The organism is Streptomyces sp. NPDC107654, assembly GCF_055639035.1.
In genome coordinates this window covers 68828-95127 of the sequence record NZ_JBVKBI010000004.1, presented here as the reverse complement: position 1 = coordinate 95127, position 26300 = coordinate 68828, and the positions used below count along the sequence as shown (strand labels likewise).

The window sequence follows — 26300 nt, the reverse complement described above, 5'->3', positions numbered from 1 at the left end:
CCGGTGAGACTCCCTGGCGGCCCCGGTCGGCCGGGGCCCCGGGGCGTTTGATCCCCACCCCAACGGGGACCACGTGCCCCCGTCCGCGCGGCTCCGCCCGGACGGGCCGACGGCTTTCGACCGCCCGGGGCCGGTCACCCCGCGGAGTTGTTCCCGGGCGCTCGGCCCGGCTGCCCACCGGGTGCCCGCGCGGCGCCGGTTCCACTCACGCCGTGTCGGGTACCGGGAGCGGTCGTCTCTCCAGCGCGGCGGCCATCACCTCCGGGAACAGGTCGGGCGTGCAGGCGAAGGCCGGTGCGCCGAGCGCGGCCAGCGCCGCCGCGTGCTCGCGGTCGTAGGCGGGTGCCCCCTCGTCCGACAGCGCCAGCAGCGCCACGAACTGCACCCCGGACGCCTTCATCGCCGCGACCCGCTTCAGCATCTCGTGGCGGATGCCGCCCTCGTAGAGGTCGCTGATCAGCACGACGACGGTCTCGGCCGGCCGGGTGATCTGCGCCTGGCAGTAGGCGAGCGCCCGGTTGATGTCCGTACCGCCGCCGAGCTGGGTGCCGAAGAGCACGTCGACGGGGTCGTCCAGCTGGTCGGTGAGGTCGACGACCGCCGTGTCGAAGACGACCAGCCGGGTGCTGATCGACCGCATCGAGGCGAGGACCGCGCCGAACACGGACGCGTACACCACGGACGCCGCCATGGACCCGGACTGGTCGATGCAGAGCACGACCTCCTTCTTCACCGACCGCGCGGCCCGCCCGTAGCCGATGAGCCGTTCCGGTACGACCGTGCGGTGCTCGGGGAGGTAGTGCTTGAGGTTGGCCGCGATGGTGCGGTTCCAGTCGATGTCGTGGTGGCGCGGGCGGGTGACGCGGGCACTGCGGTCCAGGGCGCCGGTGAGGGTGGCCCGGGTGCGGGTGGCGAGCCGCTTCTCCAAGTCCTCGACCACCTTGCGCACGACCGCGCGGGCCGTCTCCTTCGTCGTCTCCGGCATCGCCTTGTGCAGCGAGAGGAGCGTGCCGACCAGGTGCACGTCGGCCTCCACCGCCTCCAGCATCTCCGGCTCCAGCAGCAGGGAGGCGAGGCCGAGGCGGTCGATGGCGTCGCGCTGCATGACCTGGACGACCGAGGACGGGAAGTAGGTGCGGATGTCGCCGAGCCAGCGCGCCACGGACGGCGCCGAGGCACCGAGCCCCGCGGACCGGTCCCGGCCCGACCGCGGTTTGTCGCTCCTGCCGTAGAGCGCGGCCAGCGTGCCGTCCATCGCCGCGTCCCGGCCGGACAGCGCGCACCCCGTGCCGTCGGCCTGGTCCCCGCCGAGCACCAGCCGCCACCGCCGGAGACGCTCCCGGGCGGGGTCGGTGGTACCTGTGGTGACGGTGGTGTCGCTCGTGTCCCGGGTGTCCCTGGTGTCCCTGGTGTCGGCCGCGTCCGGTCCGTGTGTCATGTGCCCACCCCCGCGAGGCGGTCGCCGTGTGTCGTCCTGAGCGTCGCCTCGCGCGCCGCCGTGTGTGCCGCCTCGTGCGTCGTTTCGTATGTCGTGTCGTGCACCGCTGTGTGTGCCCTCCTGTCGCCCGTGTCCAGGCCGAGCAGCAGCCGCAGCACCGGCAGGACGGCATCGGCGCGCCCGGTGTCCGGTTCGGCGGCGAAGCCCGGGACGGCGGCAGCCTGGGCCGCGGCCCCGCCGGGCCGCGCCTCCGGCCCGCGCCGGATCAGCTCGCCGAGGGTTCTGCGCACCCCCGGCTCGTACGCCGCGAAGGTGCGCCGCAGCAAGGGCAGTACGTCCGTGAAGGCCTCGGCCGGCACCCCGGTCAGCCAGCTGTCGAGCAGCCCGAGCAGCCGCTCGTCGTGCACCAGCAGCAGTCCGCCCCCGCCGCCGGCGAACCCCTCGACCCAGGCGGCGGCAGCGGCGGGCGGCGTGCCCGGCGACAACGCCAGCCCCATCAGCCGGGCCACCTCCCCGGGCGGCAGCGCCCCCTCGTCCAGCAGCAACCGCACGGCTCTTCCCCGGATCACCCCGGGCGCGTTCTCCCGCACCGCCAACGCCCGCAGCACGCCCCGCCAACGCTCCCGCAGTCCCCCTCGCGCCGGGTACGGACCGTGCCCCTGGCGGGCCTTCCCGTCCGCACCCGGTCCTCTCCCGGCTCCGGTCCCCGCTGCGGGGCCGCCGCCATCGCCTTCCACGGAGGGCCGGGCTTCGCCCTCCCCCGTCCCGGCCCCCTCCGCCGAGGCACCGGCACCGGTGTCTCCGGTCACCCCGTCGGCACCTACCGGTTCCCCCTCCCCCGACACCTCCGCGCCCTCACCTCCGCCGAACACAGACGCACCGTCAGCAGCCCCGTCACCCCTCGTCGACGCACCGGCGGCCGTCCGCTCACCGCCCGCCGACGCCCCCGCCAAGCTCTCCGCCAGCAGCCCCACCGCCGTGTGCACGGCGTCCACATGACCGCGCATCTCCTCCGCCGCGTCCGCGTCGAGTGCGACGCAGGCGGGAGGCAGGCCGACGAAGACGCGTTCGGCGAGGCCTGCCGCGACCTCGGCCAGCGCGCGGATGTCGGTTCCGCGCACGTCGCCGTAGCGCAGTGAGCGGACCAGGGCCGGCAGTGCCTGGGCGAGGTGGCCGACGTCGGTGTCCAGGGCCGCCCGGTCGGCGAGCACCCGCATGACCACGGGCAGCGCGTCCGTCAGACCGGCCAGCAGGCACTGCTCGGCGAGCGCGGTCACGTCGGCCAGGGCGCGCGCCGCCGCCGCGTCGGCCTCCGCCTTGGCCCGTGCCGCCGCCTCCACGGTCGTCCCCCACACGCCCGCCTCGGCGACCCGCACGGACAGCTCCGGTTCCCAGCACAGCCGCCAGGTCTCCCGGAAGGTGCCCGTGCTCCCCCGCGACCGGGCCGGCTCCCCCCAGCCGACGCCGAGCAGCCGGAGCCGGTGCAGCAGCCTGCTGCGGCCGGCGTCGGTGTCCCCGCGCAGGTCCAGCTCCAGCTCGCGCTCCAGCGCCTCGGGCTTGAGCCGGAGAGAGCGCTGCTGCCGGGCCAGGTCGCGCTGCAACGGCACCGCGGGCGCCGACTCCGGGACCTCACCGAGGACGTCGCCGACCACCAGCCGGTCGTGCACCAGCGCCAGCGGCACCTCCGAGCCCTCGCACAGCACCGCGCGCACCGCGTCCATGGTCTCGCCGAGGCCCGGCAGCGGGCGCCCCCGCAGCGCCGCCAGGGTCTCCGCGAGCCGGACGGCCTCGATGACGTGCGCGGAGGACACGATCCGGTCCTCCTCGCGCAGCAGCCCGGCCACCTTGGTCAGCCAGCGCTCGACCGGCCGGTCAGGGGCCCGGAACAGGTGCCCGTACCAACCCGGCGAGTCGATGCCCGCGCCGTATCCGCCGGCCCGGGCCAGCCTGCGGTGCGTCCACGGCACCCAGGTCAGGTCGGTCCTGACCTTCGGCAGGCCCCGCAGCAGCGCCCGGTCGGCGGTGACCTTGGTCTTCTCGCGCAGCGCGGGCACGTGCCAGGCGCCGCACACCACGGCCACGGCGTCCCCGAACTCCCTGCGCGCCTCGCGCAGCCGGAGCCGCATGCACGCCTCGCGGACCAGGTCCCGGTCGCGTTCGCCGACGCCGTGCCGCTCGCGCAGCGCGGCCATCGCGTCCGCCACCGCGGCGAACGGCGCGAAGGGATCGAAGGGGCCGCCGGCACCCGGCCCCCGGTGCTCGACGACGTCCTCCCACCAGCGTTCGGGGTCGTCGTACCCGGCGGCCCCGGCGAGCACGGCGAGCGGGTCGACACGGACCGCCTCGTCCCCGCCGCCCCTCCCCCCGGCCCCGCTGCCACCGTCGTCGCTCCCTTCCCCGGCCCCGGAGTCTCCGCCCCCGTCGCCCCGTTCTCCGTCCCCGCTGTCTTCCCCCTCACCGACCCCGTCCCCGTCCCCGCCCCTCTCGCCCGGCGCGGGCGCGTCCCGCTCCCACGCGAGCGTGTGCGTGGCCGGCAGGTCGATGAAGCGGGCCGGGACACCCTGCTCCACGGCCCAGCGGACGGCCACCCACTCGGGGCTGAACTCGGCGAACGGCCAGAATGCCGAACGGCCGGGCTCGTCCACGGCGTGGGCGAGCAGGGCGACCGGGGGCTTGAGGCCCGGGTCGGCGGCCAGCGGGATCAGCGCGTCGGCCTCCGGTGGACCCTCGATCAGCACGGCGGCCGGACGGGCGGCCTCCAGCGCGGCCCGCACCGCGCGCGCGGAGCCGGGCCCGTGGTGCCGTACTCCGAGCAGCAGCGGCCCGGAGCTGTACGCCGTGCTCCCGTCGGTGCCGGTCATGCGCTCACCTCGCGGCAGGCTCGGTAGAAGTCGGTCCAGCCCTCGCGCTCGCGGACGACGGTCTCCAGGTACTCCTGCCAGACGACCCGGTCGGCCGCGGGGTCCCGGACGACGGCGCCGAGGATGCCGGCGGCGACGTCTCCCGGCCGCAGCACACCGTCGCCGAAGTGGGCGGCGAGCGCGAGGCCGCCGGTGACGACGGAGATCGCCTCCGCCGTGGACAGCGTGCCGCTGGGCGACTTCACCTTCGTACGGCCGTCGGCGGTGACGCCGTCGCGCAGCTCGCGGAAGACGGTGACGACGCGGCGGATCTCCTCGATGCCGTCGGGCGCGGCCGGCAGGTCCAGGGAACGGCCGAGCTGCCCGACCCGGCGGGTGACGATGTCGACCTCGGCGTCGGCGCTCTCCGGCAGGGGCAGCACCACGGTGTTGAAGCGGCGGCGCAGCGCGCTGGAGAGGTCGTTGACCCCGCGGTCGCGGTCGTTGGCGGTGGCGATGAGGTTGAAACCGCGGACCGCCTGGACCTCCTCGCCCAGCTCGGGTACGGGCAGGGTCTTCTCGGACAGGATGGTGATCAGTGTGTCCTGCACATCGGCCGGGATGCGGGTCAGCTCCTCCACCCGGGCCGTCATGCCCTCGGCCATGGCCCGCATGACGGGGCTGGGCACCAGGGCGTCGCGGCTCGGGCCGTGGGCGAGCAGCCGCGCGTAGTTCCAGCCGTACCGGATCGCCTCCTCCGGGGTGCCCGCCGTGCCCTGCACCAGCAGGGTCGAGTCGCCGCTGACGGCGGCGGCCAGGTGTTCGGACACCCAGGTCTTGGCGGTGCCGGGCACGCCGAGCAGGAGCAGGGCGCGGTCGGTGGCGAGCGTGGCGACGGCGACCTCGACGATGCGGCGCGGACCCACGTACTTGGGTGTGATCACCGTGCCGTCCGGCAGGGTGCCACCGAGCAGGTACGTCGCCACGGCCCACGGCGACAGCTTCCAGCGGGCGGGGCGCGGGCGGTCGTCCTGCGCGGCGAGCGCGGCGAGTTCGGCCGCGAAGGCGTGCTCGGCGTGCGGTCGCAGCGCCTGCGCGGTCTCGTCGCGGTCGGGTGCGGCGGTCGTCGGTTGCACGGACACAGACATGGCTGAGGCCCCCTCCAGCTCGGCCGGTTCGAATCTGGCATCCACCGTGCACCACGCCACTGACAATCGATCTGACCTGCACGAACGCGCTCGCCGGGCCGATTGTCAGTGGCGGGACCTACCGTCGGTGGCATGACTGAGCAGGGGGTGCGCTGGACCGCGGACCAGGTGCTGGCACTGGCGCCTGACACCGCGTCACGCAAGGCGGGGAGCAGGCTCGGCGCGGCCGGGCCGTGGTCGGGGACCGGGTACGGAGAGGGGGCGGTGTGGGGGCTGTGCAAGGGCAGTGGCAGCAGGCCCTACCAGACGGTGGTGGACCTGGCCGAGGCGGCCGGGCCGGCGTACCGGTGCGGTTGCCCGAGCCGTAAGTTCCCGTGCAAGCACGCGCTCGGGCTGCTCCTGCTGTGGGCGGGGGACGACGGCGCGGTGCCGGCCGGCGCGCGGCCGCCGGACTGGGCCGGGCAGTGGCTCGCGGGCCGGCGCGGACGCGTCGAGGCGAAGAGGGCACGGGCCGAGGGGGGTCCGGTCGCCGCGCCCGCCGATCCGGAGGCGGCCCGGCGGCGGGCCGAGCGCCGGGCCGAGCGGGTCACGGCGGGCGCGAGCGAGCTGGAGCAGCGCCTCTCGGACCTGCTGCGCGGCGGCCTGGCCGCGGCCGAACAGGCGGGGTACGGCCTGTGGGAGGAGACGGCGGCCCGCATGGTCGACGCCCAGGCGCCGGGGCTGGCCGCGCGGGTGCGGGAACTGGGGGCGATTCCGGCATCCGGTCCCGGCTGGCCGGCACGCCTGCTGGAGGAGTGCGCGCTGCTGCACCTGCTGGACCAGGGCTGGCTGGGCCGGGACCGGCTGCCCGAGGCCCTCGCGGCCACGGTCCGCTCCCGGATCGGTCTGCCCGCCACACCGGACGGCCCGCCGGTGCGCGACCGCTGGCTGGTCCTCGCCCAGTACGACACGGCGGACCCGAAACTGACGACGCGCCGGACATGGCTGTACGGCGCCGAGTCCGGCGGGACCCGGCTGCTGCTGTCGTACGGCGCGGCGGGCCGGGCTCCGGAGCTGTCCCTGCCGGTCGGCCTCGCCCTGGACGCGGAACTGACGGCGTATCCGGGTTCCGGCCCGTCCCGTGCGGCCCTTGGCGAGCGGTTCGGCCCGCCGGCCCCGGCCGCGTTCCGCCCGCCGGGTGTGGACGCCGCTCAGGCGGTGGCACGGTACGGCGAAGCCCTGCGGGAGGATCCGTGGCTGGACGCGGTCCCGGTCACCCTGGGCCGGGTGGTACCGGTCCCGGACGGCGACCGGTGGCAGCTGGCCGACGCGGACACGGACACGGCCCTGCCGCTGAGCCGGACCGCCCGGTCCCGGCCCGGTCTGTGGCGGCTGGTCGCCCTGTCCGGCGGCGCACCGGTCACGGTCTTCGGCGAGTGCGGCCACCGCGGCTTCACCCCGCTCACGGCCTGGCCGGAGGGGGCGGGCGAGGCGGTGCCCCTGTGCTGACCGAGGTCGGGACCGACCGAACAGACAGTCACGCGCACCAGGCGAAACCCGGGGACAACCCAGGGAAGACCCGGCGAAAGGGGAAGGGATGAACGGGACACCGACCGGCGGCGACGCCGCGCCGGAAAGCTCCTGGGAGGAGTTGGTCACCACCGCGCTCCTCGGCACCGACCGGCGTCCCCCTGCCGAGACCGCGCCCGGCCGCCCGGCCCCGGTGGCGCTGCTCGACGCGGCTGCCGTGGCGACCGTACGGCGGCGGGCCGGACTGCGGCCGGCGCGCGCGGCACGGCGGCCCGAGCGGGCGCCCGCCGACCCCCGCCCGTCCCTGCCCGCGATGGCGGCACGGCGGCTCGCCACCCTGCTGGCCGACCGCTCCGGGGGCGGGTCCGGCGGCCGCCGGGGCGGCTCACCCGACCTGGTGGAGCTCCTGCCGCAGTGGCTGGCGGCGGCCAACGCGCACGGGTACGCGGCACCCCCGCAGGCGCTGCCCGCGCTGCTGGACGCGGCCCGGGGCCGTACGGATCTGCGCCCCGCGGCACTGGCGTTCGGGGGCCCGCGCGCGCTGTGGCTGGCCCGGCTGAACCCGGACTGGCGGTTCGCCCTGCGCGCGGCGCCCGGTGGCGGTGCCGCGCTGCCCGATCCGGAGGACGCCGGGGCGGTGCGCCGGCTGTGGCAGGAGGGGCTGTTCGCCGAGCGGGCGGCACTGCTGGGCGCGCTGCGCGCCCGTACGCCCGCGCTGGGCCGCGAGCTGCTGGTGTCGACCTGGGCGACGGAGCGGGCGGAGGACCGCCTGATGTTCCTCGACTCGTTGCGCGCGGGTCTGTCGCACGCGGACGAGCCGTTCCTGGAACAGGCGTTGGGCGACCGCAGCCGCAACGTCCGGGCGACGGCGGCGGAACTGCTGTCGGCGCTGCCGGACTCGGCGCTCGCCGCACGGATGGCCGTACGGGCCACGGCGTGCGTGGCCCTTGACCGCACCGGGGACGCGCCGGCGATCGCGGTGGAGGCGCCGCTCGAATGCGACCCCGGCATGGAGCGGGACGGAGTGGTGGCGGCCCCGCCCGTGGGCCGTGGGGAACGGTCGTGGTGGCTGGGGCAGTTGGTGGAGGCCGCTCCGCTCGGCACCTGGCCGGGGCGGCTGGGTGGGCGGACGGCCGAGGAGATCGTGGCGCTGCCGGTGACGGACGGCTGGCAGGGCGAGCTGCACGCGGCCTGGTGCCGGGCGGCGGTACGGCAGCGGGACGCCGCGTGGTCGCGGGCGCTGCTCGGCTCGCCGTCGGCGCCGGAGGCCGGCGGTCCGGGCGCGGTGTCCCTCGCGGAGCGGGCGAAGCTGCTGGCCGCGCTCGATCCGGCCGAACGGGCCGCGTGGGTCGCCGGGTTCATCGCCACGCACGGCCTGTCGGAGGCGTTCCAGCTGCTCGGGGTGTGCGCGGTCCCGTGGGCGCCGGAGTTGGGACAGGCGGTCGTGGACGCCCTGAACATCGCGCGAGACGCGGGCAGTTACCCGTGGAGCTTCAGCGGGGTGATGGGGCTGGCCGAGCGCTGCCTGGACCCGGCGGACGCCGTACGGCTGGAGGCGCTGCTGGCGATACCCGACGAGCGGGAGGACGCCGCTCCGGGGGCCGGCGGTTACTGGGCGGAGGCGTTCCAGCGGCTGGTGACGACGCTGCGGCTGCGGGCGGCGATGACACGGGAACTCGCCCCGTCCGCACCACCCGCCGAGCAGACGGAAGGAACCGCTCAGCCGCCGGACGCGGCCGGCTGACGGACGTTCTCCCGGACCCAGTCCACGATCGACGTGGTCGTCGCCCCCGGAGTGAAGAGCTCCGCGACGCCCTTCTCCTTCAGCGGCGGGATGTCCTCCTCCGGGATGATGCCGCCGCCGAAGACGAGGATGTCCTCGGCCTCGCGCTCCTTGAGGAGGTCGATGACCGCGGCGAACAGCGTGTTGTGGGCACCGGAGAGGATGGACAGGCCGATCGCGTCGGCGTCCTCCTGGATGGCGGTGTCGACGATCTGCTCCGGGGTCTGGTGGAGCCCGGTGTAGATGACCTCCATACCGGCGTCGCGCAGGGCACGCGCGATCACCTTGGCCCCACGATCGTGACCGTCGAGCCCCGGCTTGGCGACGACCACGCGGATCGGACCGGCTGCCACACCCATCACTGCCTCCATCAAGCGACCCCGGAAGCGATCGGCTTCCGTCCGTACCGACAAGTACCGCACTTTTGGCGCGTTCCGCCACCGTCGGAAGTGAACGAACGTTATCCCCAGCATCCCGCACCCGGCAGTTTTACGGGGCGCGGCGAGGGGGAAATCACATGGTGGGACATGAAGGCACACGGGGGACCGAGCCGTCCTCCGCGTGCCGACGGGAGGTCGGCCATGAAGGTCACCGGAGTATTGCCGCTCTTTCTCCCGCTCTGCCGCCGTCTGTGGCCCGGCAGGATTGCCGGACTGTCGATGACGCTGCTCAGGGCGACGGCCCTGGACGCCGCGATCCTGGCCGGTCATCTCCTGCTGTATCCGACGGGCCTGATCCAGGAACGCCGCTGCGGCGGCGGACCGGACGGGGACGGCGCCGTCCGGCTGCCGGTCCGCCCGGCGCCGCCGGTCGTCCTGCTGCACGGCTTCATCGACAACCGTTCGGTGTTCGTCCTGCTCCGCCGCGCCCTGGCCCAGCACGGCAGGCACCGGGTGGAGTCGCTGAACTACTCTCCGCTGACCTGCGACATACGCACCGCGGCCGAGCTGCTCGGGCGGCACATCGAGGAGATCTGCGAGCGCACCGGCTGTGCCCGGGTCGATATCGTCGGGCACAGCCTCGGCGGCCTGATAGCGCGCTACTACGCTCAGTGTCTGGGCGGTGACCTGCGGGTACGCACGCTGGTCACCCTCGGCACCCCCCACGCCGGGACGCGGGTGGCGCCGCTGGCGGACGCGCATCCCATCGTGCGGCAGATGCGGCCGGGATCGGCGGTGATCGAGGAGCTGTCCCGGCCCGCGCCGGGCTGCCGGACGCGCTTCGTGAGCTTCTGGAGCGACCTGGACTCCCTGATGGTCCCGCTGGAGACGGCCTGCCTGGACCACCCCGACCTGGACGCGTGCAACGTCCGGGTGACCGGCATCGGTCATCTCGCCCTTCCCGTGCATCCCGCCGTGGCGGCCGGGATACGCGACGCCCTCGACGTCCCGCACCCCGGGGACCGGTCCGCCGACGGCCTGACGGTGGCCTGAGGCCGGCCGGTCCGGACGGGGCCGGAAGGGGCCGGGCGGGGCCGGGACCGCGGCAGGGGCCCGCATCAGGCTCAGCCGGACCCGCAGCAGGCCCGCGCATGACCCGCAGCAGGGACACGCACGGGCAGCGGCAGGGGACGTGTCAAAGGCAGGGCACAGTCTCGGCACAGTCGTCACAGAGCGGCCATATTGCCGCCAAACATCGAACATTCTTCGAACGCAAGGCCAAGGTCCGGTCCGGGGCCCGCCGAAACACGGCCGAATGCCCGTTTCCGGCCCACGCGAAACCGGCCGAAGATTGTCGCGCCCAGGTACCGCCGGGTACAGTCGCCGCACTGCTCTGGCAGCCCCTGTTGTCGAGGCGAAAGAGAAGTTGGTGAACGACCGTCACCCGTCGGGGAGCATGACCACCCCGGCCCCGGCTTCCGACGCCTCCACCACGCACTACGCGGCGTACGGGGCACAGGAAGCCCCTTACGACGACCTCACCACGTACGGCGGTTACGACGCCACTGGTTTTGCCGACGGTTCCGCCGGGGCCACGGCCTTCCACAGCGACCCGCTCTTCGGCAGCCTCCCGGGCGACGAACAGCCCACCGGTGCCTACGACACCACGCAGTGGCAGACCGGAACGGTCCAGGCCCCGGCCTACGACCCGTACGCGGCCCAGCACCACGCCGCCTACGACTCCGGCGTCTACGACAGCACCGCCTGGTCCCTCCCCGCGCAGTCCGCCGGGAACGACGTCAGCGGCCAGTGGGACGCCAACTCCTGGCTCCAGCCCGACCAGTCCGGCGGCGCCGACGCCACCCAGCAGTGGGAGTGGGGCGCCCAGACCTTCGATACGGGCGCGTACGACGCCACGCAGTGGAACTCCGCCGGGCAGAACGCGCCGGAGCAGCCCGAGCAGACTGGCGAACCGTTCGACCAGATGCCCACCGCGACGTTCGAGGCGGTCGGTGACGCGTCGGCCGCCTTCGAGCAGATGCCGTACGAGGACGCCGACTTCGGCGACCAGCCCGCCGACGGGGGCGAGCCGGACTCCACCGGTGAACTGCCCGCCGTGACCGGCCTGCTGGACGGCCAGGAGGAGTTCAGCCCGGCGCCCGCGACCCGCGCGGGCTCGCGCAGCGGGGCGCGCTCCCGGCGCCGCACACCCGCCAAACGCTCCGCGCTGCTGACCGTCGCCGTGCCGTCGGCCTGTGTCATGGGGGTCGCCGGGATCGCCGCCGCCTCGGTCGGCGCGCTAACCGACGACTCCAAGGACACCTCCACCAGCGCTGCGGACGCCCAGCCGGTCAAGCCGTCGGTCGCCAACAGCAAGCTGGACAGCCAGCTCAAGACGCTCTCCGCCGGCGCCACCGACTTCGCCGACCGGGCGAGCCGCACCCAGGAGCGGATCGACCTCAAGGCGCAGCAGGAGCTGGAGAAGAAGAAGGCGGCCGCGGAGGCCGCGCTCAAGGAGCGGCTGCGCCCCAAGTTCGCGCTGCCGGTGGCGCAGCACGGACTGAGCGCCTACTTCGGCCAGGCGGGCATCAACTGGATGTCCGTGCACACCGGCATCGACTTCCCGGTCTCGTACGGCACCACGGTCATGGCCGCCACCGACGGCACGGTCACCACGAAGTGGAACAGCGCCTACGGCAACATGCTGATCCTGACGGCGAAGGACGGCACGGAGACCTGGTACTGCCACCTGTCGAGCTACCGCGTCGCCTCCGGTGCGACCGTCAAGGCGGGCCAGCCGATCGCCTACTCCGGCAACTCCGGCAACTCCACCGGCCCTCACCTGCACTTCGAGGTACGTCCTGCGGGCGGGGCGGCCATAGACCCGCTGCCGTGGCTGCGGAGCCACGGACTGGACCCCACCTAGACCCCCGGGCCCCGCTCTCCAGCGGGGCCCTTTCGGTCCGCTACAGCTTCTCCACCGGCGCGTACCGCAGCAGCAGCCGCTTCGGCTTGGCGTCGCCGAAGTCGATCGTCGCCTCCGCGTTGGCGCCCGTGCCCTTCACCGCGACGACCGTGCCGAGCCCGAACTGGTCGTGCGTGACCCGGTCGCCGACGGCCAGCCCGACCACCGGTTTCTCCGCCGTGCGCCGCGTGGCGAACCCGGACGCGCCGGACGCCGAGGAACGCGACCGCGTCGAGGACAGCGAGGCCGCGATCCCGGACGCCGGCCCGGAGGACACCGGCGCCGCCGCCCCCGTCCGCTTCCACTCCACGTGGGTGGGCGGGATCTCCTCCAGGAAGCGGGAGGGCGGGTTGTACGACGGCTGGCCCCAGGCGCTGCGCATCGCCGACCGCGTGAGGTACAGCCGCTCCCGCGCACGCGTGATGCCGACGTAGGCCAGGCGCCGCTCCTCCTCCAGCTCCTTGGTCTGGCCGAGGGCGCGCATGTGCGGGAAGACGCCGTCCTCCATGCCGGTCAGGAACACGACCGGGAACTCCAGGCCCTTCGCGGTGTGCAGGGTCATCAGGGTGATGACGCCGTCGCCGTCCTCCTCGTCGGGGATCTGGTCGGAGTCGGCGACCAGGGCGACCTGCTCCAGGAAGTCGGCGAGCGTGCTCTGCTCGCCCTCACCGCGCTCCTGCTCGAACTCCAGGGCGACGGCGGCGAGTTCCTGGAGGTTCTCGATCCGGGTCTCGTCCTGCGGGTCGGTGGAGGCCTGCAGTTCGGCCAGGTAGCCGGTGCGTTCGAGGACCGCCTCCAGGACGGTCGCCGGACCCGCGCCGGACTCCACGATGGTGCGCAGGTCCTCCATCAGGGTGTTGAACCGCTTGACCGCGTTGGTGGAGCGCGCGGCCATGCCGTACGCCTCGTCCACCCGCTTCAGGGCCTGCGGGAAGCTGATCTTCTCGCGCTGGGAGAGGGCGTCGATCATCGCCTCCGCGCGCTCGCCGATGCCCCGCTTGGGCACGTTGAGGATGCGGCGCAGCGGCACCGAGTCCTCCGGGTTGGCGAGGACGCGCAGGTAGGCGAGGACGTCCCGGACCTCCTTGCGCTCGTAGAAGCGGACCCCGCCGACGACCTTGTAGGGCAGGCCGACGCGGATGAAGACCTCTTCGAAGACACGGGACTGGGCGTTGGTGCGGTAGAAGACGGCGACGTCTCCCGCGCGCGCGTCGCCCGCGTCGACCAGGCGGTCTATCTCCTCGGCGACGAACTGGGCCTCGTCGTGCTCGGTGTCGGCGACGTACCCGGTGATCCGGGCGCCCTGGCCGGCGTTGGTCCACAGGTTCTTCGGGCGGCGGGACTCGTTGCGCTCGATGACCGCGTTGGCGGCGGACAGGATGGTCTGCGTGGAGCGGTAGTTCTGCTCCAGAAGGATCGTCGTCGCGTTTGGGTAATCCTCCTCGAACTGGAGGATGTTGCGGATCGTCGCGCCCCGGAAGGCGTAGATCGACTGGTCCGCGTCACCCACGACGCAGAGTTCCGCGGGCGGGACGTCGTACTCGCCGGGCGGGGTGTCGGCGTCCTCCGCGGCGCGCTCGCCCGTGCCGACCAGTTCGCGCACGAGCGCGTACTGGGCGTGGTTCGTGTCCTGGTACTCGTCCACCAGGACGTGCCGGAAACGGCGGCGGTAGTGCTCGGCGACGTCCGGGAATGCGCGCAGCAGGTTGACCGTCGTCATGATCAGGTCGTCGAAGTCCAGCGCGTTCGCCTCGCGCAGCCGCGACTGGTACATGGCGTAGGCCTGGGCGAGGGTCTTCTCGAAGCCGTCCGTGGCCTGGGCGGCGAAGTCCTCCTCGTCGATCAGCTCGTTCTTCAAATTGCTGATCTTGGCGCTGAAGGACTTGGGCGGGAAGCGCTTGGGGTCGAGGTCCAGGTCGCGGCAGACCAGGGCCATCAGGCGCTTGCTGTCGGCGGCGTCGTAGATCGAGAAGGACGAGGTGAAGCCGAGCTTCTTGCTCTCCCGGCGCAGGATGCGCACGCACGCGCTGTGGAAGGTCATCACCCACATCGCGTTCGCGCGCGGGCCGACGAGCTGCTCGACGCGTTCCCTCATCTCGCCCGCGGCCTTGTTGGTGAAGGTGATCGCGAGGATCTGGCCGGGGTGGACGTTGCGCTCCGCGAGCAGGTACGCGATGCGGTGCGTCAGCACGCGGGTCTTGCCGGAGCCGGCACCGGCGACGATGAGCAGCGGGGAGCCGGCGTGCACGACCGCGGCGCGCTGGTTCTCGTTCAGCCCCTCCAGGAGTGCCGCCGGGTCGAGCGCGGGACGGGGGGCGCCGTCGCGGTAGTACGCGTCCCGGTCCGGTGGCACGTCGAACTTCCCGCCGAACAGGTCGTCCGGAACCCGCTCCGGAGCGTGGTCGTCCTCGGGCGGCGGCGGGGGCTCCTCCTCGTGCCCGCGAGGGGCCTGGAGGTCCGCCAGGAAGCTGTCGTCAAAGAGGCTGCTCATCGCTCTCCGAGTCTAGGGCGCCCCACCGACAACCGGTCCCCGTCCCCGGAACCCGCCACCGTCGCCGGAGCGTCCGTCTTCCCGCCTACGACGCCTTTCCCCTGCTCACGCACGGGAAGCACCCGGTCACGGACACATGAAACCGCCTCGAGGTCACGGAAATGTATCGGACATACCGCGCACCAACCTTCACAGAAGACACACGAGTTGGCTAGGTTGCCGTCAGGCCGCACGACCCCTCTCCGGCGAACCTCGCCGGGCCGCGCGGCCTCCGCCGAGTCCGGCGCGCCCCGCACGGTGCCCGGAGCCGGGGACCCACCGATCCTGGGGTGAATCGGCCGACTCCCGCCCGGGACGACGCCGTAGGGCAACCCTTCCGAGCATCCCGCCCGAACCCGACAGCTAACCCGGTAGGCGGCAGCACGGGAAGGAGTCGCCTCCCTTGGCGTCGCACCGCAAGCCGCGCCCCGGCGGAACCCCGGGAGCGGGCATCCGCACCCCCGCCCTCGCGGGCCCCGCCCTCGCCACCGCCGCCCTCACCTCGGTGGCCGTCCTGTCCCAGACCGCCGAAGCCGCGCCGGCGGCCGGTGACGGCAGGCCGAGCCTGGAGGAGGTCGAGCGCAAGATCGAGGATCTGTACCGCAGAGCGGAGTCGGCGGCCGAGGCGTCCGCCGCGGGCCGGGAGTGGGGCGGACGGTCGGACCGGGGGGCCGCCCGCGCGGAGCGCGGGACCGGGCGGACGGAACGCGGGACCGGGCCGGATGGGCGAGGGAACGGACCTGCTCAAGGGGCCGAGCGCGGGACCGGGCGGACCGAGCAGGCCGAGCGCCGGGCCGGGTGGGTCGAACGGTCCGGCGGGCGGGGTGCGCGGGGCGACCGGGTCGCGGAGGGCGCCGGGGCGGCCGGGGCGGACGTTCCTCGGCACGGCGCCGACAGCCTTCAGCGGCTCCGGGACGAGGTCGCCCGGCGCGCCCGGCACCGCGCGCTTCCCGGCCTGCGCGGCATGATCCCGGCCCAGCGAGGCACCGGCCGGGACGAGGACGGCCACGCTGCGGCCGCAGGCACCACGGCCGCCGGGGCCACGCTCGCCGGCGGAACCACGCGCACCGGGGGTACGGCTCTCACGCCGCCTGTTCGCCGTACGCCCGTCGCTCCGCCCGTGCCGGACACGGCCGCCCTCGCACCCGTGGGAGCCGGCAGCCTCACCGCCTCCGCCGACGCCCGCGACGCAGCCGTATCGGCCGCCCCACCCGCTCAGGCCACCCGGACCACCAGGGTCGTCGCTCAGGCCGCCGAGGCCGCTCACGCCCGCCACACCGCGGCAGCCCCCGCCCCCACCACCCCGCAGGGCGCCGGCGCCGGCCCCAAGGCGGCCAAGGCCGCCGTGCGGAAAAAGCTCGCCCACGCGCGCGTGCTGCTGTCCGAGCGAATCGTCCAGGCCGCCGCCGCGCCCTCGGGGACGTACGCGACCAAGGCCAGGAAGGCCATCGCGTTCGCCCGCGCCCAGCTCGGCAAGCCGTGCGTGTGGGGTGCGGCGGGTCCGGATTCCTACGACTGCTCGGGCCTCACCCAGGCCGCCTGGAAGTCGGCCGGCGTCACCCTGCCGCGCACCGTCCGCGAGCAGGCCGGCGCCGGGACCCCGGTCGCGCCGGCCGACGCCCGCCCCGGTGACCTCGTCTTCTTCCACGACGACGCCCGCCATGTCGGGCTCTGCACGGGTGACGGCATGGTGATCCACGCGCCCAGGCCGGGCGCGTACGTCCGCGAGGAACCGGTGTCGGGCACCGGCGAGCCGGCCGTCCACAGCGTGGTGCGGCCGGGCTGAGACGGGGGCGCGTCGAGGATCAGGTCCAGAGGACGGCGATGAAGATGTTGGCCGTGGTGAGCAGGCCGACCAGCCCGAAGAGGCCCTTGTCGACCCGTTCCTCGTCGCGCTTCACATAGACCAGGCCGAGGATCACGATCAGCAGGGCCAGCTTCACGCCGATCTTGACGTTGTTGACGTGGTGGTCGTCGGCCTGGTTCAGGCCGACGAGGGCCACGCCGGTGACCAGCATGGTCAGCGCGCCGTGCAGCATCCCGGGCACGAACCGGGCCGTGCCCTGGCCCATCGCCTTCATCTGGGTGAGGAAACCACCGAGCAGCGCGGCGATACCGATGATGTGCAGGCCGACGAAGAGATGGGTGAGTGCGTCCATGGAGCCGGAGCCTAACCGTGAGCCACCGGGCCTCCGCCACCGGGCCGGAACCTTGCATAAATCCGCCCCTTAGCACCCCACAGCACACAGCAGTCCCACTTTCCGCCCTTCGGTCACCACGCACAGTAAATGCGACGACTGCCACCCACCGACGCGGACACATCCGGTCACTTCAGGGACCGTCCGCACCACTTCCGCACACTGCGTTACCAAGTCGTCACTCTCCGGCCTAGCGTCCTCCCCCAGGTGACCGCCTCCCCCACCGCCGTCGGACCGGGAGCGGCAGTCGGTCACCACCGCCGAGAAAGGCCCGGCGACGGCCCGCTCCCCCTGTGCGGGGCCGCCACGGAGCGCTGACCGCTCGGTCACAGGAGACGTACGGAAGGACGTGACGGTCCAGGTGGCATCCCACCGCAAGCCCCCGCAACGCCCGCTCAGCGGCCATACGGCCCGGACGGCGGCCACGCTCGCCCTGGCGGGCGCGGCCGCCGCGACGGTCTTCGACGGGACGGGTCACGCCGAGCCCCGGCTGACGCCGGCGCAGGTGAAGGCCAAGGTGGACACGCTGTACCGGGAGGCCGAGGCCGCCACCGAGAAGTACAACGGGACCAAGGAGAAGGCGGACGCGGCCCAGCGGCGGCTGACCACGCTCCAGGACGAGACGGCCCGCGAGCGGACGAAGCTCGACTCGGCCAGGGAGGCGCTGGGTTCGTTCGCGGCGGCGCAGTACCGCGACGGCGGCATCGACCCGGCCTGGCAACTGGCCCTCTCCAGCGACCCGGACCGGTATCTGGACGGCGCCGCGTTCGCCGAACGGGCCGGTGACCGGCAGGCCGCCGCGGTCTCACGAGTGCGCCGGCAGCTGCGGGAGATCGAGCGGTTGCGCGGTGCCGCGCGCATCGAACTGAGGTCGCTGCGGTCCCGGCAGGCGGAGCTGAACCGGCAGAAGAAGACCGTCACCGGCAAGCTGGACGAGGCCCGGCGGCTGCTGGCGCGGCTGACCCCGCGGCAGCGGACGGAGGTCACCGGTGCCGATGGCGCGGGCGGGGCACACGCCTCACGGTCGGCCGCGGACCCCAGGAAGCCCCTGGAGCGGGCCGGGTCCGCACCGGCCCCCACGGCACGCGCGGCGGCGGCCGTCGCCTACGCCTACGGCAAGCTCGGCAGCCCCTATGTGTGGGGCGCGACCGGCCCGAACGCCTTCGACTGCTCGGGCCTGGTCCAGGCCGCCTACCGCTCCGCCGGCATCTCCCTGCCCCGCACCAGCTACGCCCAGATCAACGCGGGCCGGCGGGTCTCCCGCTCCGAACTCCAGCCGGGAGACCTGGTGTTCTTCTACTCCGGGATCAGTCACGTCGGCATCTACGTGGGCAACGGGCAGATGATCCACGCCCCGAACCCCTCGGCACCGGTGCGCCTGGCCCCGATCGACCAGATGCCGTTCGCGGGGGCGACCAGGGTGGCGTGAGGGTCCGGTGAGGGCGGGGCGAGGGCAGGGCCGTAGGGGTCAGACCAGCCGGCGCGCGGTCGCCCAGCGGGTCAGCTCGTGCCGGTTGGACAGCTGGAGCTTGCGCAGGACCGCCGAGACATGGGACTCGACCGTCTTCACCGAGATGTACAGCTGCTTGGCGATCTCCTTGTAGGCGTAGCCACGGGCGATCAGCCGCAGCACCTCGCGTTCCCGCTGGGTGAGGCGGTCCAGGTCCTCGTCCACCGGCGGGGCGTCGGTGGAGGCGAAGGCGTCGAGGACGAACCCGGCCAGCCGCGGTGAGAAGACGGCGTCGCCCTCCTGGACACGGAAGATCGAGTCGATCAGATCGGTGCCGGTGATGGTCTTGGTGACATAGCCCCTGGCGCCGCCGCGGATCACCCCGATCACGTCCTCCGCCGCGTCCGACACCGACAGCGCGAGGAAACGGACCGGTTGCTCGGCGTCCGTCATCAACGCGGCGCACCGGCGCAGCACTTCGACTCCGCCGCCGCCCGGCAGGTGGACGTCGAGCAGGACCACCTCGGGCCGGGTGGCGGTGATGACCGTGACCGCCTGGTCGACGTCCGCGGCCTCGCCGACCACCTCGACCCCGGTCTCGGCGGTCTGGCCGATCTCGGCCTGGACGCCGGTGCGGAACATCCGGTGGTCGTCCACGAGCACCACGCGTACGTGCCGCCCGCCCGCGCCGGCGTCGGGCCGGCCGGACTCGGCCGCCTCCGCGGCTCCCCCCGCTCCCGTCGTGCCGTTCGCCTCGGTCGCGTCACTCATGACGTCTTCTCCGCCCTCTCCATCTCCAGCTCGACCTCGGTGCCGCCGCCCGGCACCGCCCGCAGCCGGGCCGTACCGCCGTTGCGCTCCATGCGGCCGATGATCGATTCTCTGACACCCATGCGGTCGGCGGGTATCGCGTCGAGGTCGAAGCCGGGGCCACGGTCCCGCACGGACACGAAGACCGTCCTCCCCTCGACTTCGGCGTAGACCTGTACGGCACCGCCCTCGCCACCGTACTTGGCGGCGTTCACCATCGCCTCGCGCGCGGCCTGCATCTGCGCGGTGGTCCTCTCGTCGAGCGGGCAGTCGCCGACGATCACGACCTCGATGGGGACGCCGTGCTTGTCCTCCACCTCGGCGGCGTTGCGCCGGACCGCCTCGGCGACCGTGTCCGGCTCGTCGGCCTCGTCCTTGCCGGTGCCCTCCGGCTTGTAGAGCCAGGTACGCAGGTCGCGTTCCTGGGCGCGGGCGAGGCGGCGCACCTCTCCGGCGTTGTCGGCGTTGCGCTGGATCAGAGTGAGGGTGTGCAGCACGGAGTCGTGGACGTGGGCGGCGACCTCGGCGCGTTCCTGGGCGCGGATACGCATCAGCCGCTCCTCGGACAGGTCCTGGGTCATGCGGACCAGGTAGGGGCCGGCGAGCAGGGTGATGCCGACGAGGACGGCGAGCGCGGCCTGCAGGACCGCACCGAGGTGGGCGGCCGACCCCTGCAGGACGAAGATGGCGGTGACACCGGCCGTGACGAGCAGGACGCCGCCGGCCGCCCGGAGCAGGGTGAGGGTACGGCGCCGGCGGCCGGCCTCGACCCAGCGGGCCCGGCGGGCGTTGTCCGCCTGCCGCCAGACGAGGGCGACACCGGCCGCGACGAGCACGGCGGGCACCAGATACGCCTTGGCGGCGCTGCCCAGGTTGACACTGCCCACGAAGACCATGGACACGATGACCATGAGGATCAGGGCGACGATCTGGCCCCGGTCCGGCTTGCGGGCCACGAGTCTGCGGCGGCCGTCCGGCGAGGTCCCCGTGCCCACCAGCGAGGGTTTCTGGTCGCCGACGCCGCCGACGCCGAGCGGGACGAAGAACCAGAACGCGGCGTACAGCAGCGCTCCGAGGCCGTCGGCCAGGAACAGGCCGGCGAAGACGAGCCGCACCCAGACGACGGGCAGCCCGAGATGACCGGCGAGGCCCCGCGCCACTCCGCCGAGCCAGCGTCCGTCGCTGCTGCGGTAGAGCTTGCGCGGCGGCCGCGGGTCGTCGAGTGGCAGGCTTGCGGCTTCCGGCATGCCAACGATGGTCACACGGCCGGACGGACGGAGCATCAGGGTCGGTCCCCGAGACGCCCCTGATCTTCCCTCGAGGCCGCTCCGGGTGGGCGGGCCGGCCGGTGTTCCGCGGCGGTTCGCGCCGGTCGAACGCTTCCCCGCCCCGTCTCAGGGCCGATTTCAGGGTTGGCCCAGGGTCGTCCCGACTGCCGCGGCGGCGGCCGGGCCGTCACCATGGACGCATGACGGATCACGAGCACGCCGCGACGGGTCCGGGACCCGGCACCGGCCCGCGCCCGGCCCCGGGCACCGGGCCGACGGATGCCGCGCCCGCCGCGACGGAGGAGACGGGAGCGGCCGGCAGCGGCACGCACTCCCCCGCCGACGAGCCCGGGCAGCGGGACGGCGCCGGGGTTTCCGACCGGTTCCGGCGCGACCGCGGGCACAAGATGATCGCGGGCGTGTGCGCGGGACTGGGCCGGCAGACCGACATGGACCCGGTGATCTTCCGGGTCACGCTGGCCGTGCTGTCCGCGACCGGCGGTCTCGGCCTCATCTTCTACGGCTTCGCCTGGCTCCTGGTGCCGTACGAGGACGAGGAGGAGAACGAGCTGCGCAAGCTCTTCACCGGCCGGGTCGACGGCCAGGCGCTGGCCGCCGTGCTGTTCGCGCTGGTCGGCTGCGGGATCTTCCTGACGATGCTGAAGAACGGCGGGGTGCTGGCGTTCGCCACGGTGCTCTCGCTGCTGCTCGCGGGCGCGGGGTACTGGTCTCGGCGCCGTGGCGCCCCCGACCCGGATCCGCTGGCCGCGCAGGCCGCCGCCGACGCCCCGCCGGAGGCCCAGGCGCCGCCGGTGGTCACCACCTATCCCTCGTGGTGGCGGGACCCGATCGTCAAGGACGGCACCCATGTCGGTGGCACCGGCTATCTGTGGGGGCCGGGCGACGCCCGAGACCGGGGCCTCACGTCGGCCCTGGACGTCGGCATCGCCACCCCGTGGGCGCCCCACGGGGTGGCACAGCCGCCGCACTCCGCGCCTCCGAGACCGCGCGGCCCACGCTGGATCGGCGGCTGGGTGTTCCTCACAGCCCTGCTGGCGGGCGGGTTGGGCGCCGGGATCAACTGGCACACACAGCCGTTGGGCACCAGCCTGCAGACCGGTCTGGCGTGCGCGCTGGCCGTGTTCGGTCTGGGCATCACGCTCAGCGCGGTCCTGGGACGGACGGGGGCCGGGACGGTGTTCCTCGCTCTGCTCACGGCGGCCCTCCTGGCCGGGGCGGCGGCCCTGCCGCGGGACATCACCGCCGACTGGCGGGAGACGTCCTGGAAGCCGGCCGCGGCGGCCGGGGTGCGGTCCGCGTACGACCTCGGCACCGGGCGGGGCACCCTCGATCTGACCCGGGTGCACCCGGCGAGGGGACAGACGGTCTCGACGGACGCCCGGGTGGGCGCGGGACAGCTGAAGGTGGTCGTGCCGGCGGACACGCGGGTGCGGATGAGCATCGATGTGGGGGTGGGCGACATCCGGTTGCCCGGGGACAGCGGAAAGGACGTGGATGTGCAGCCGGGCAGGCACCGGGAGGTGACGCTGGCGCCGGCCGAGGGCGCCGCGAAGGGCGGCACGCTCGATCTCACGCTCGGCGTCGGAGTGGGACAGGTGGAGGTCAGCCGTGCTGCGTCATGAGTTCCAGCCGGGGAAGCTGGTCGCCGGACTCTTCCTCACCGCCACCGGCGCGGTCTACGCGGGGGACGCGGGTGGTCTGTGGGACACCCCGTGGTTCGTGGCCGTTCCGCTGGTCGTGGGTGGGCTCTGTCTGGCCGGGGCGACGGCCGCGCTGGCCCGGGGGATACGCAGACGGGGTGGTGCGGAGGAGGGTCAGCGGTAGCCGCCGGTCCGTCGCCGCCGGGTCCGCCAGGCCGCGTCCACGGAGAGGTAGGGGGCGCCGGCGAGGACCAGGGGGAGCCAGGCCATCAGGTAGGCGAGGTCGTTGCCGTAGTAGTAGGGGGTGGTCGCCCAGCTCACCGTCAGCCAGAGGCTGAGCGAGATCAACGCGCCGCCGAGGGCGGCCAGCCGGCCGAACAGCCCGAGCAGGGTGCCGAGGCCGACGGCCAGTTCACCGAGGGCGATGCCGTAGCCGAAGCCGACCGGACTCTTCAGCGCCAGGTCGACCAGGGCCGGGATGGCCGCGGAGTCACGGGCCGCGCGCATGGTCTCGCCGATCGAGCCGGCGCCGCCGGACTGCATGAACGCGCTGTCGGTGAGCTTGTCCAGGCCGGCGTAGACGAAGGTGACGCCCAGGAAGAGGCGCAGCGGCAGCAGGGCGTAGTGGGAGGCGGTGTCACGCCAGGTGCGGGGGCTGCTCAGCCCGGTGGTGTGTGTCTCCGTGCGCATGCCGTAAGTCATCGCTGCAGCCGCCTCTCGCCCGCCGTACCCCCTTCACTGACCATACGTATGACGAAGGGGACAGGTTCAATCCTCTCCGGACGATTTTCCGGATTCCGGCGCCCGGCGCGAGCGGCGGCCGTGCAGACGGGGGTGGGGACGAGCGGGCGAGGACCGGTCGTGCGGGAGAGGACTGTCCTCGCGTGGGAGGGGGCTGGCTCTACCGGAGGGACTCGGCCCTGCCGGAGGGGCCTGGGCCGACGGCGAAGTTCAGGGCCACGACGGGTAACAGCGCCGCCGGCCGGGATCAGGACCGCGGCGAGGACCGGCCTCCGGGGTGTGCGACGGCTCCGCCCGCGGTGGTCGGTTCAGCGGCGGTGCGGAAGGGGCCGTCTTCCTGGTCGCTCCGCCGTCTCCCGGCCGCTCCCCGCTTCCGAATCGCCCCACCCGGGCCCAAGGTCGCCCCACCCGGGCCCAAGGTCACCTCGCCCGGCCCAAGGTCGCCCCACCGGGGCCCAAGGTCACCTCACCCGGCCCCCGCCCCCGGCCCGCGGCCTCCCGGCCTCCTCACTCGGTCACCTGGACGGTGTACCGGTTGGTCGCCACGCCGGCCGCGGTCACCACCTGGACCTCCACCGCGCCCGGTTCGACCTCGGCCGGCACGGGGACGGTGAGGGCGTTGTCCGTGGGGTTGCGGAAGCCGCCGGTGACGGGGACCAGGGGGACGTGGACGTCGACCGCGCCGATGCGGACGACCGTGCGGGAGAGCCGGTCGGCGGTCTGGGCGCCGGGCGGGACGAAGCCGCTGCCGCGGATCTCGATGTCGTCACCGGTGCGGACCGGGCCGTCGAGGTCACCGGGTTCGCGGGCGCGGACCACCGAGTGGATCGCCGGCCGGCCGCCCTCGGCGTACTTGCCGGCCAGGTAGGTCGCGGCCGAGATCAGCACGACGACGGCCAGACCCCAGGGCAGGTCGGGCAGTTGGTCGGGGCGGCGGGCCAGCCGTACGGCGGCGAACAGCAGGGCGACGGCGCTGATGGCGACGTACTGGATGTCGGCGAAGGCACCCCGGCCGGAGTCGTCGGTGAGCAGGTCGGCGGCGCGCGGGCGGTGGGCCGGGACCTTCTGCAGCCGCTGGGCGGTGATGCGCAGGCCCACCACCCGGCGGACCAGGACGGCGATGCCGCAGACCACGGCGAGCACGGTGACCACGCCCGCGCCGCGCGCGAGATCGAGACCGGAGATCAGCGCGTCGCGCTCGGCGTGGCCGGAGGCGGCGGCGAGGCGGGCGGCCAGCAGCAGGACGGCGTAACCGACGAACAGGACCCAGCAGGCGGCGACGGCACGGGAGGTGGACATGCGGTTGTCCTCGCCGATGACCGGTGCGAGCGCTCCGCCGCGTGCCCGGTGGAGGAAACAGGCGGTGGTGAGGGCACCGGCGACGGCGAGCGCGGCGAGGAGGGCCGCGGTGCGGGCGCCGGTCCAGCCCGCGCCGATCGCGGTGAGGGCCTCGGCGAGCAGCAGCGCGATGACCGTGCCCCATACGGCGCACACCGTCCGCAGCCAGAGCCGGGCGAGCCGGGCCGCGCCCTCGGCCCGGCCCTGCTCGGCGACGGCTTCGGCCCGCTGGGTCAGTTCCTCGGAGACCCACTGGCGGGACGCCGAGGCGGAGTGCGCCACGGCCGTCGGCAGTCCCCGTCCGGCGGCGAACTCGTCACGCCGGCGCAGGAACGCGGCGACGGCCCGCCGGTGTCCCTCCCGGGCGCCGTGCGGGCAGTCCCCGCAGGTGCAGCCGCCCTCGTGGACGCCCTCGGCACCCGTGTCCCCTCTCGCCTCCTGCACCGCCACGCCCGACGCCCGCCTTCCCCAGGACCTGTTCCCCACGACCTGCCGATCCGGCCGTCGGCACCGCGGTGCGCGGGACGGCCGGGCAACGCGCCTGTGCTGCGAGCGAATTGTGCCCTACGCCGGGCCTCCCGGGGCGGCCGGACGGGGTCACCGGGGGTGAAGCGGGGACCGCCGTGTTGACCCGGCGCCGGACCGGTCCGGACCGCGCCGCAACGACAACACGCCGAACCGCGCCGCACCGCACCCGCACCGCACCGCGAAACACGGCACCACGGCGCGCTGCCCCACGCCTCACCGCGCTGCCCCACGCCTCACCGCGCCGCACCGCATAGCGCCGCACCGCTCCGGCACGTCAGCCGAGGAGGTCCGGCACGTCAGCCGAGGAGGTCCGGTTCGCTGCGGCTGATGTCCTGCCACAGGGGCTGGTAGTTGATCCAGGCGACCAGGTCTCCGCCGAGCTGTTCGCGGGTGGCGACGGCGAGCTTGTGGTCGATGAGCACCGGGCGGCCCGCGGCCTTCGCCAGCAGCTGCACCTGGCAGGACCGGTCCAGGGAGAGGAACCACCAGGCCGCCGCGTCCACCGAGTCGCCGACGGTGAGCAGTCCGTGGTTGCGCAGCACGAGCGCCTTGCGGGAGCCCAGCGCGGCGGCGATCCGGCGGCCCTCCTCGGCGTCCACGGTCACGCCGGTGTAGGCGTCGTAGAGGGCGAGGTCCTCGTAGAAGGCGCAGCTCTCCTGGGTGAGGGGGTCGATGAGGTCGCCGAGGGCGGCGAGGGCGCGGCCGTGCACGGAGTGGCAGTGGGCGACGGCGACGACGTCGGGCCGGGCGGCGTGCACCTGGGCGTGCACCGTGAACGCGGCCTGGTTGACGTGGTAGCGGCCCTCGACGACCTGCCCGTCCTGGTTGACGAGGACGAGGTCGCCGACGGTGACGTGCTTGAACGGCATGCCGAACGGGTTGACCCAGAAGCAGTCGGTGAACTCGGGGTCGCGGGCCGTGATGTGTCCCGACACCCCGTCCTCGAAGCCCGCCCGCCCGAAGATCCGCAGGGCGCCCGCGAGCCGCTCCTTGCGGTGCCGGCGTTCGTCCTCCACCGACTCGTGCATCGGCGGCATGGCGAACTGCAGCCGGTCGGTGGGCAGCGGCAGGGACGGCGTGGGCCCGTGCATGGATCCTCCCGTTCGGGGATTGCGGTACGGCCGGAAGGTACCGTCGGGAGACGCAAAAGGGCAGGGCTGTGCTGTAAAGATGCCGTGCGCTGCGCATACCCGACAGAAGATGTCGGGATTCCGCGGCAGGGTGGTCCGTATGACCCTTGTGAACTGGGCGGCCTTCGCGATCGCCGCACCCGAGTCGGCGAAGACCGTGGAAGAGCGGTTCGGCGCCTTCCGGCACCACGTCCTCGCGACCCTCCGCAAGGACGGCTCGCCCCGCACCAGCGGGATCGAGGTCCGCTTCCTGGGCGGGGAGCTGTGGCTCGGCATGATGCCGGGCTCCCGGAAGGCCCTCGACCTGCGCCGCGACCCGCGGTTCACCCTCCAGGCCAACCCGGGCGCGGGGACGGACATGGGCGGCGGCGACGTCCGGATCGGCGGGCGTGCGTACGAGGTCGAGGACGGTACGGCCAAGGCCGCGTACGTGAAAGAGGTGGAACCGCCGCAGCCGTTCCACCTCTTCCGCACCGAGTTGACGGAGGTCGTACGGACCTACGTCGAGGACGAGACGTATCTGGTCACCCAGGTCTGGAGGCCCGGAGAGCCGGTGCGTGCTCTCCGGCGGACCTGAGCGGCG

20 protein-coding genes and 1 riboswitch are annotated in these 26300 nt (G+C 74.1%); of the genes, 9 read left to right on the top strand and 11 right to left on the bottom strand.

The window, feature by feature from the left end:
- Positions 1–205 precede the first annotated feature (205 nt).
- The 3 genes from ACZ7N4_RS08675 to ACZ7N4_RS08665 are packed head-to-tail and all read right to left on the bottom strand — an operon-like array spanning position 206 to position 5426.
- A complete protein-coding gene (locus ACZ7N4_RS08675; protein ID WP_471355297.1) occupies positions 206–1438 on the bottom strand; it encodes a VWA domain-containing protein in 1233 nt (410 codons plus the stop codon).
- Positions 1435–4299: a DUF5682 family protein gene (locus tag ACZ7N4_RS08670; protein WP_471355295.1), complete on the bottom strand. Its 2865-nt coding sequence runs from the start codon at positions 4297–4299 to the stop codon at positions 1435–1437. Before ACZ7N4_RS08670 ends, ACZ7N4_RS08675 begins: the two co-directional genes overlap by 4 nt.
- On the bottom strand, positions 4296–5426 hold the full coding sequence (locus ACZ7N4_RS08665) for an ATP-binding protein (protein ID WP_471355293.1): 1131 nt from the start codon (positions 5424–5426) through the stop codon (positions 4296–4298). Before ACZ7N4_RS08665 ends, ACZ7N4_RS08670 begins: the two co-directional genes overlap by 4 nt.
- Positions 5427–5558: 132 nt before the next feature.
- Here ACZ7N4_RS08665 and ACZ7N4_RS08660 point away from each other — a divergent pair, with 132 nt between their 5' ends.
- Both ACZ7N4_RS08660 and ACZ7N4_RS08655 read left to right on the top strand, forming a co-directional pair.
- Positions 5559–6914 carry an SWIM zinc finger family protein gene (locus tag ACZ7N4_RS08660; RefSeq protein ID WP_471355291.1) on the top strand — a complete coding sequence of 452 codons (1356 nt, stop codon included), beginning with the start codon at positions 5559–5561 and terminating at the stop codon, positions 6912–6914.
- Positions 6915–7002: 88 nt separating this feature from the next.
- Entirely contained in the window at positions 7003–8679 is a 1677-nt protein-coding gene (locus ACZ7N4_RS08655) for a DUF5691 domain-containing protein (RefSeq protein WP_471355289.1), read from the top strand.
- On the opposite strand, the gene ACZ7N4_RS08650 is transcribed toward ACZ7N4_RS08655, so the two are convergent.
- Positions 8655–9077 carry a cobalamin B12-binding domain-containing protein gene (locus ACZ7N4_RS08650; protein WP_467927022.1) on the bottom strand — a complete coding sequence of 141 codons (423 nt, stop codon included), beginning with the start codon at positions 9075–9077 and terminating at the stop codon, positions 8655–8657. The genes ACZ7N4_RS08655 and ACZ7N4_RS08650 overlap by 25 nt on opposite strands.
- Positions 9078–9299: 222 nt before the next feature.
- Here ACZ7N4_RS08650 and ACZ7N4_RS08645 point away from each other — a divergent pair, with 222 nt between their 5' ends.
- Positions 9300–10151, top strand: a complete 852-nt coding sequence (locus ACZ7N4_RS08645) for an esterase/lipase family protein (RefSeq protein ID WP_471355287.1) — start codon at positions 9300–9302, stop codon at positions 10149–10151.
- 403 nt (positions 10152–10554) lie between these two features.
- A complete protein-coding gene (locus ACZ7N4_RS08640) occupies positions 10555–12024 on the top strand; it encodes a M23 family metallopeptidase (RefSeq protein ID WP_471355285.1) in 1470 nt (489 codons plus the stop codon).
- A 40-nt stretch (positions 12025–12064) separates the two neighbouring features.
- On the opposite strand, the gene pcrA is transcribed toward ACZ7N4_RS08640, so the two are convergent.
- Positions 12065–14554 carry a DNA helicase PcrA gene (pcrA, locus tag ACZ7N4_RS08635; RefSeq protein ID WP_471355283.1) on the bottom strand — a complete coding sequence of 830 codons (2490 nt, stop codon included), beginning with the start codon at positions 14552–14554 and terminating at the stop codon, positions 12065–12067.
- Between the two features lie 262 nt (positions 14555–14816).
- Positions 14817–14986: riboswitch (cyclic di-AMP (ydaO/yuaA leader) on the top strand.
- A gap of 10 nt (positions 14987–14996) precedes the next feature.
- Here pcrA and ACZ7N4_RS08630 point away from each other — a divergent pair.
- Complete coding sequence (locus ACZ7N4_RS08630; RefSeq protein WP_471355281.1) at positions 14997–16379, top strand: C40 family peptidase; 1383 nt, start codon at positions 14997–14999, stop codon at positions 16377–16379.
- A gap of 19 nt (positions 16380–16398) precedes the next feature.
- Here the strand turns inward: ACZ7N4_RS08630 and ACZ7N4_RS08625 are convergent, their stop codons facing one another.
- On the bottom strand, positions 16399–16752 hold the full coding sequence (locus ACZ7N4_RS08625) for a hypothetical protein (RefSeq protein WP_471355279.1): 354 nt from the start codon (positions 16750–16752) through the stop codon (positions 16399–16401).
- A 400-nt stretch (positions 16753–17152) separates the two neighbouring features.
- On the opposite strand from ACZ7N4_RS08625, the gene ACZ7N4_RS08620 reads away from it, so the two are divergent.
- On the top strand, positions 17153–18220 hold the full coding sequence (locus tag ACZ7N4_RS08620) for a C40 family peptidase (protein ID WP_471356143.1): 1068 nt from the start codon (positions 17153–17155) through the stop codon (positions 18218–18220).
- Between the two features lie 39 nt (positions 18221–18259).
- Here ACZ7N4_RS08620 and ACZ7N4_RS08615 read toward each other — a convergent pair whose 3' ends face one another.
- Both ACZ7N4_RS08615 and ACZ7N4_RS08610 read right to left on the bottom strand, forming a co-directional pair.
- Positions 18260–19012, bottom strand: a complete 753-nt coding sequence (locus tag ACZ7N4_RS08615; protein ID WP_471355277.1) for a LuxR C-terminal-related transcriptional regulator — start codon at positions 19010–19012, stop codon at positions 18260–18262.
- Entirely contained in the window at positions 19009–20298 is a 1290-nt protein-coding gene (locus ACZ7N4_RS08610; RefSeq protein WP_471355275.1) for an ATP-binding protein, read from the bottom strand. The genes ACZ7N4_RS08615 and ACZ7N4_RS08610 overlap by 4 nt, the downstream gene beginning before the upstream one ends.
- Before the next feature lie 221 nt (positions 20299–20519).
- Here ACZ7N4_RS08610 and ACZ7N4_RS08605 point away from each other — a divergent pair, with 221 nt between their 5' ends.
- Together ACZ7N4_RS08605 and ACZ7N4_RS08600 are read left to right on the top strand one after the other, a co-directional pair.
- A complete protein-coding gene (locus tag ACZ7N4_RS08605) occupies positions 20520–21962 on the top strand; it encodes a PspC domain-containing protein (RefSeq protein ID WP_471355273.1) in 1443 nt (480 codons plus the stop codon).
- Entirely contained in the window at positions 21949–22164 is a 216-nt protein-coding gene (locus ACZ7N4_RS08600) for a hypothetical protein (RefSeq protein ID WP_471355271.1), read from the top strand. The genes ACZ7N4_RS08605 and ACZ7N4_RS08600 overlap by 14 nt, the downstream gene beginning before the upstream one ends.
- Here ACZ7N4_RS08600 and ACZ7N4_RS08595 read toward each other — a convergent pair.
- The 3 genes from ACZ7N4_RS08595 to ACZ7N4_RS08585 all read right to left on the bottom strand — a co-directional run bounded on the left by ACZ7N4_RS08595 (position 22155) and on the right by ACZ7N4_RS08585 (position 25678).
- Complete coding sequence (locus ACZ7N4_RS08595) at positions 22155–22682, bottom strand: DoxX family membrane protein (RefSeq protein ID WP_471355269.1); 528 nt, start codon at positions 22680–22682, stop codon at positions 22155–22157. The genes ACZ7N4_RS08600 and ACZ7N4_RS08595 overlap by 10 nt on opposite strands.
- A gap of 546 nt (positions 22683–23228) precedes the next feature.
- Positions 23229–24509 (bottom strand): hypothetical protein, encoded by a 1281-nt coding sequence (locus ACZ7N4_RS08590; protein WP_471355267.1) that lies wholly within the window; start codon positions 24507–24509, stop codon positions 23229–23231.
- A gap of 374 nt (positions 24510–24883) precedes the next feature.
- On the bottom strand, positions 24884–25678 hold the full coding sequence (locus tag ACZ7N4_RS08585; RefSeq protein WP_471355265.1) for a class II aldolase/adducin family protein: 795 nt from the start codon (positions 25676–25678) through the stop codon (positions 24884–24886).
- A gap of 139 nt (positions 25679–25817) precedes the next feature.
- On the opposite strand from ACZ7N4_RS08585, the gene ACZ7N4_RS08580 reads away from it, so the two are divergent.
- Positions 25818–26294 carry a pyridoxamine 5'-phosphate oxidase family protein gene (locus ACZ7N4_RS08580; RefSeq protein ID WP_471355263.1) on the top strand — a complete coding sequence of 159 codons (477 nt, stop codon included), beginning with the start codon at positions 25818–25820 and terminating at the stop codon, positions 26292–26294.
- The last annotated feature ends 6 nt before the right edge of the window (positions 26295–26300 follow it).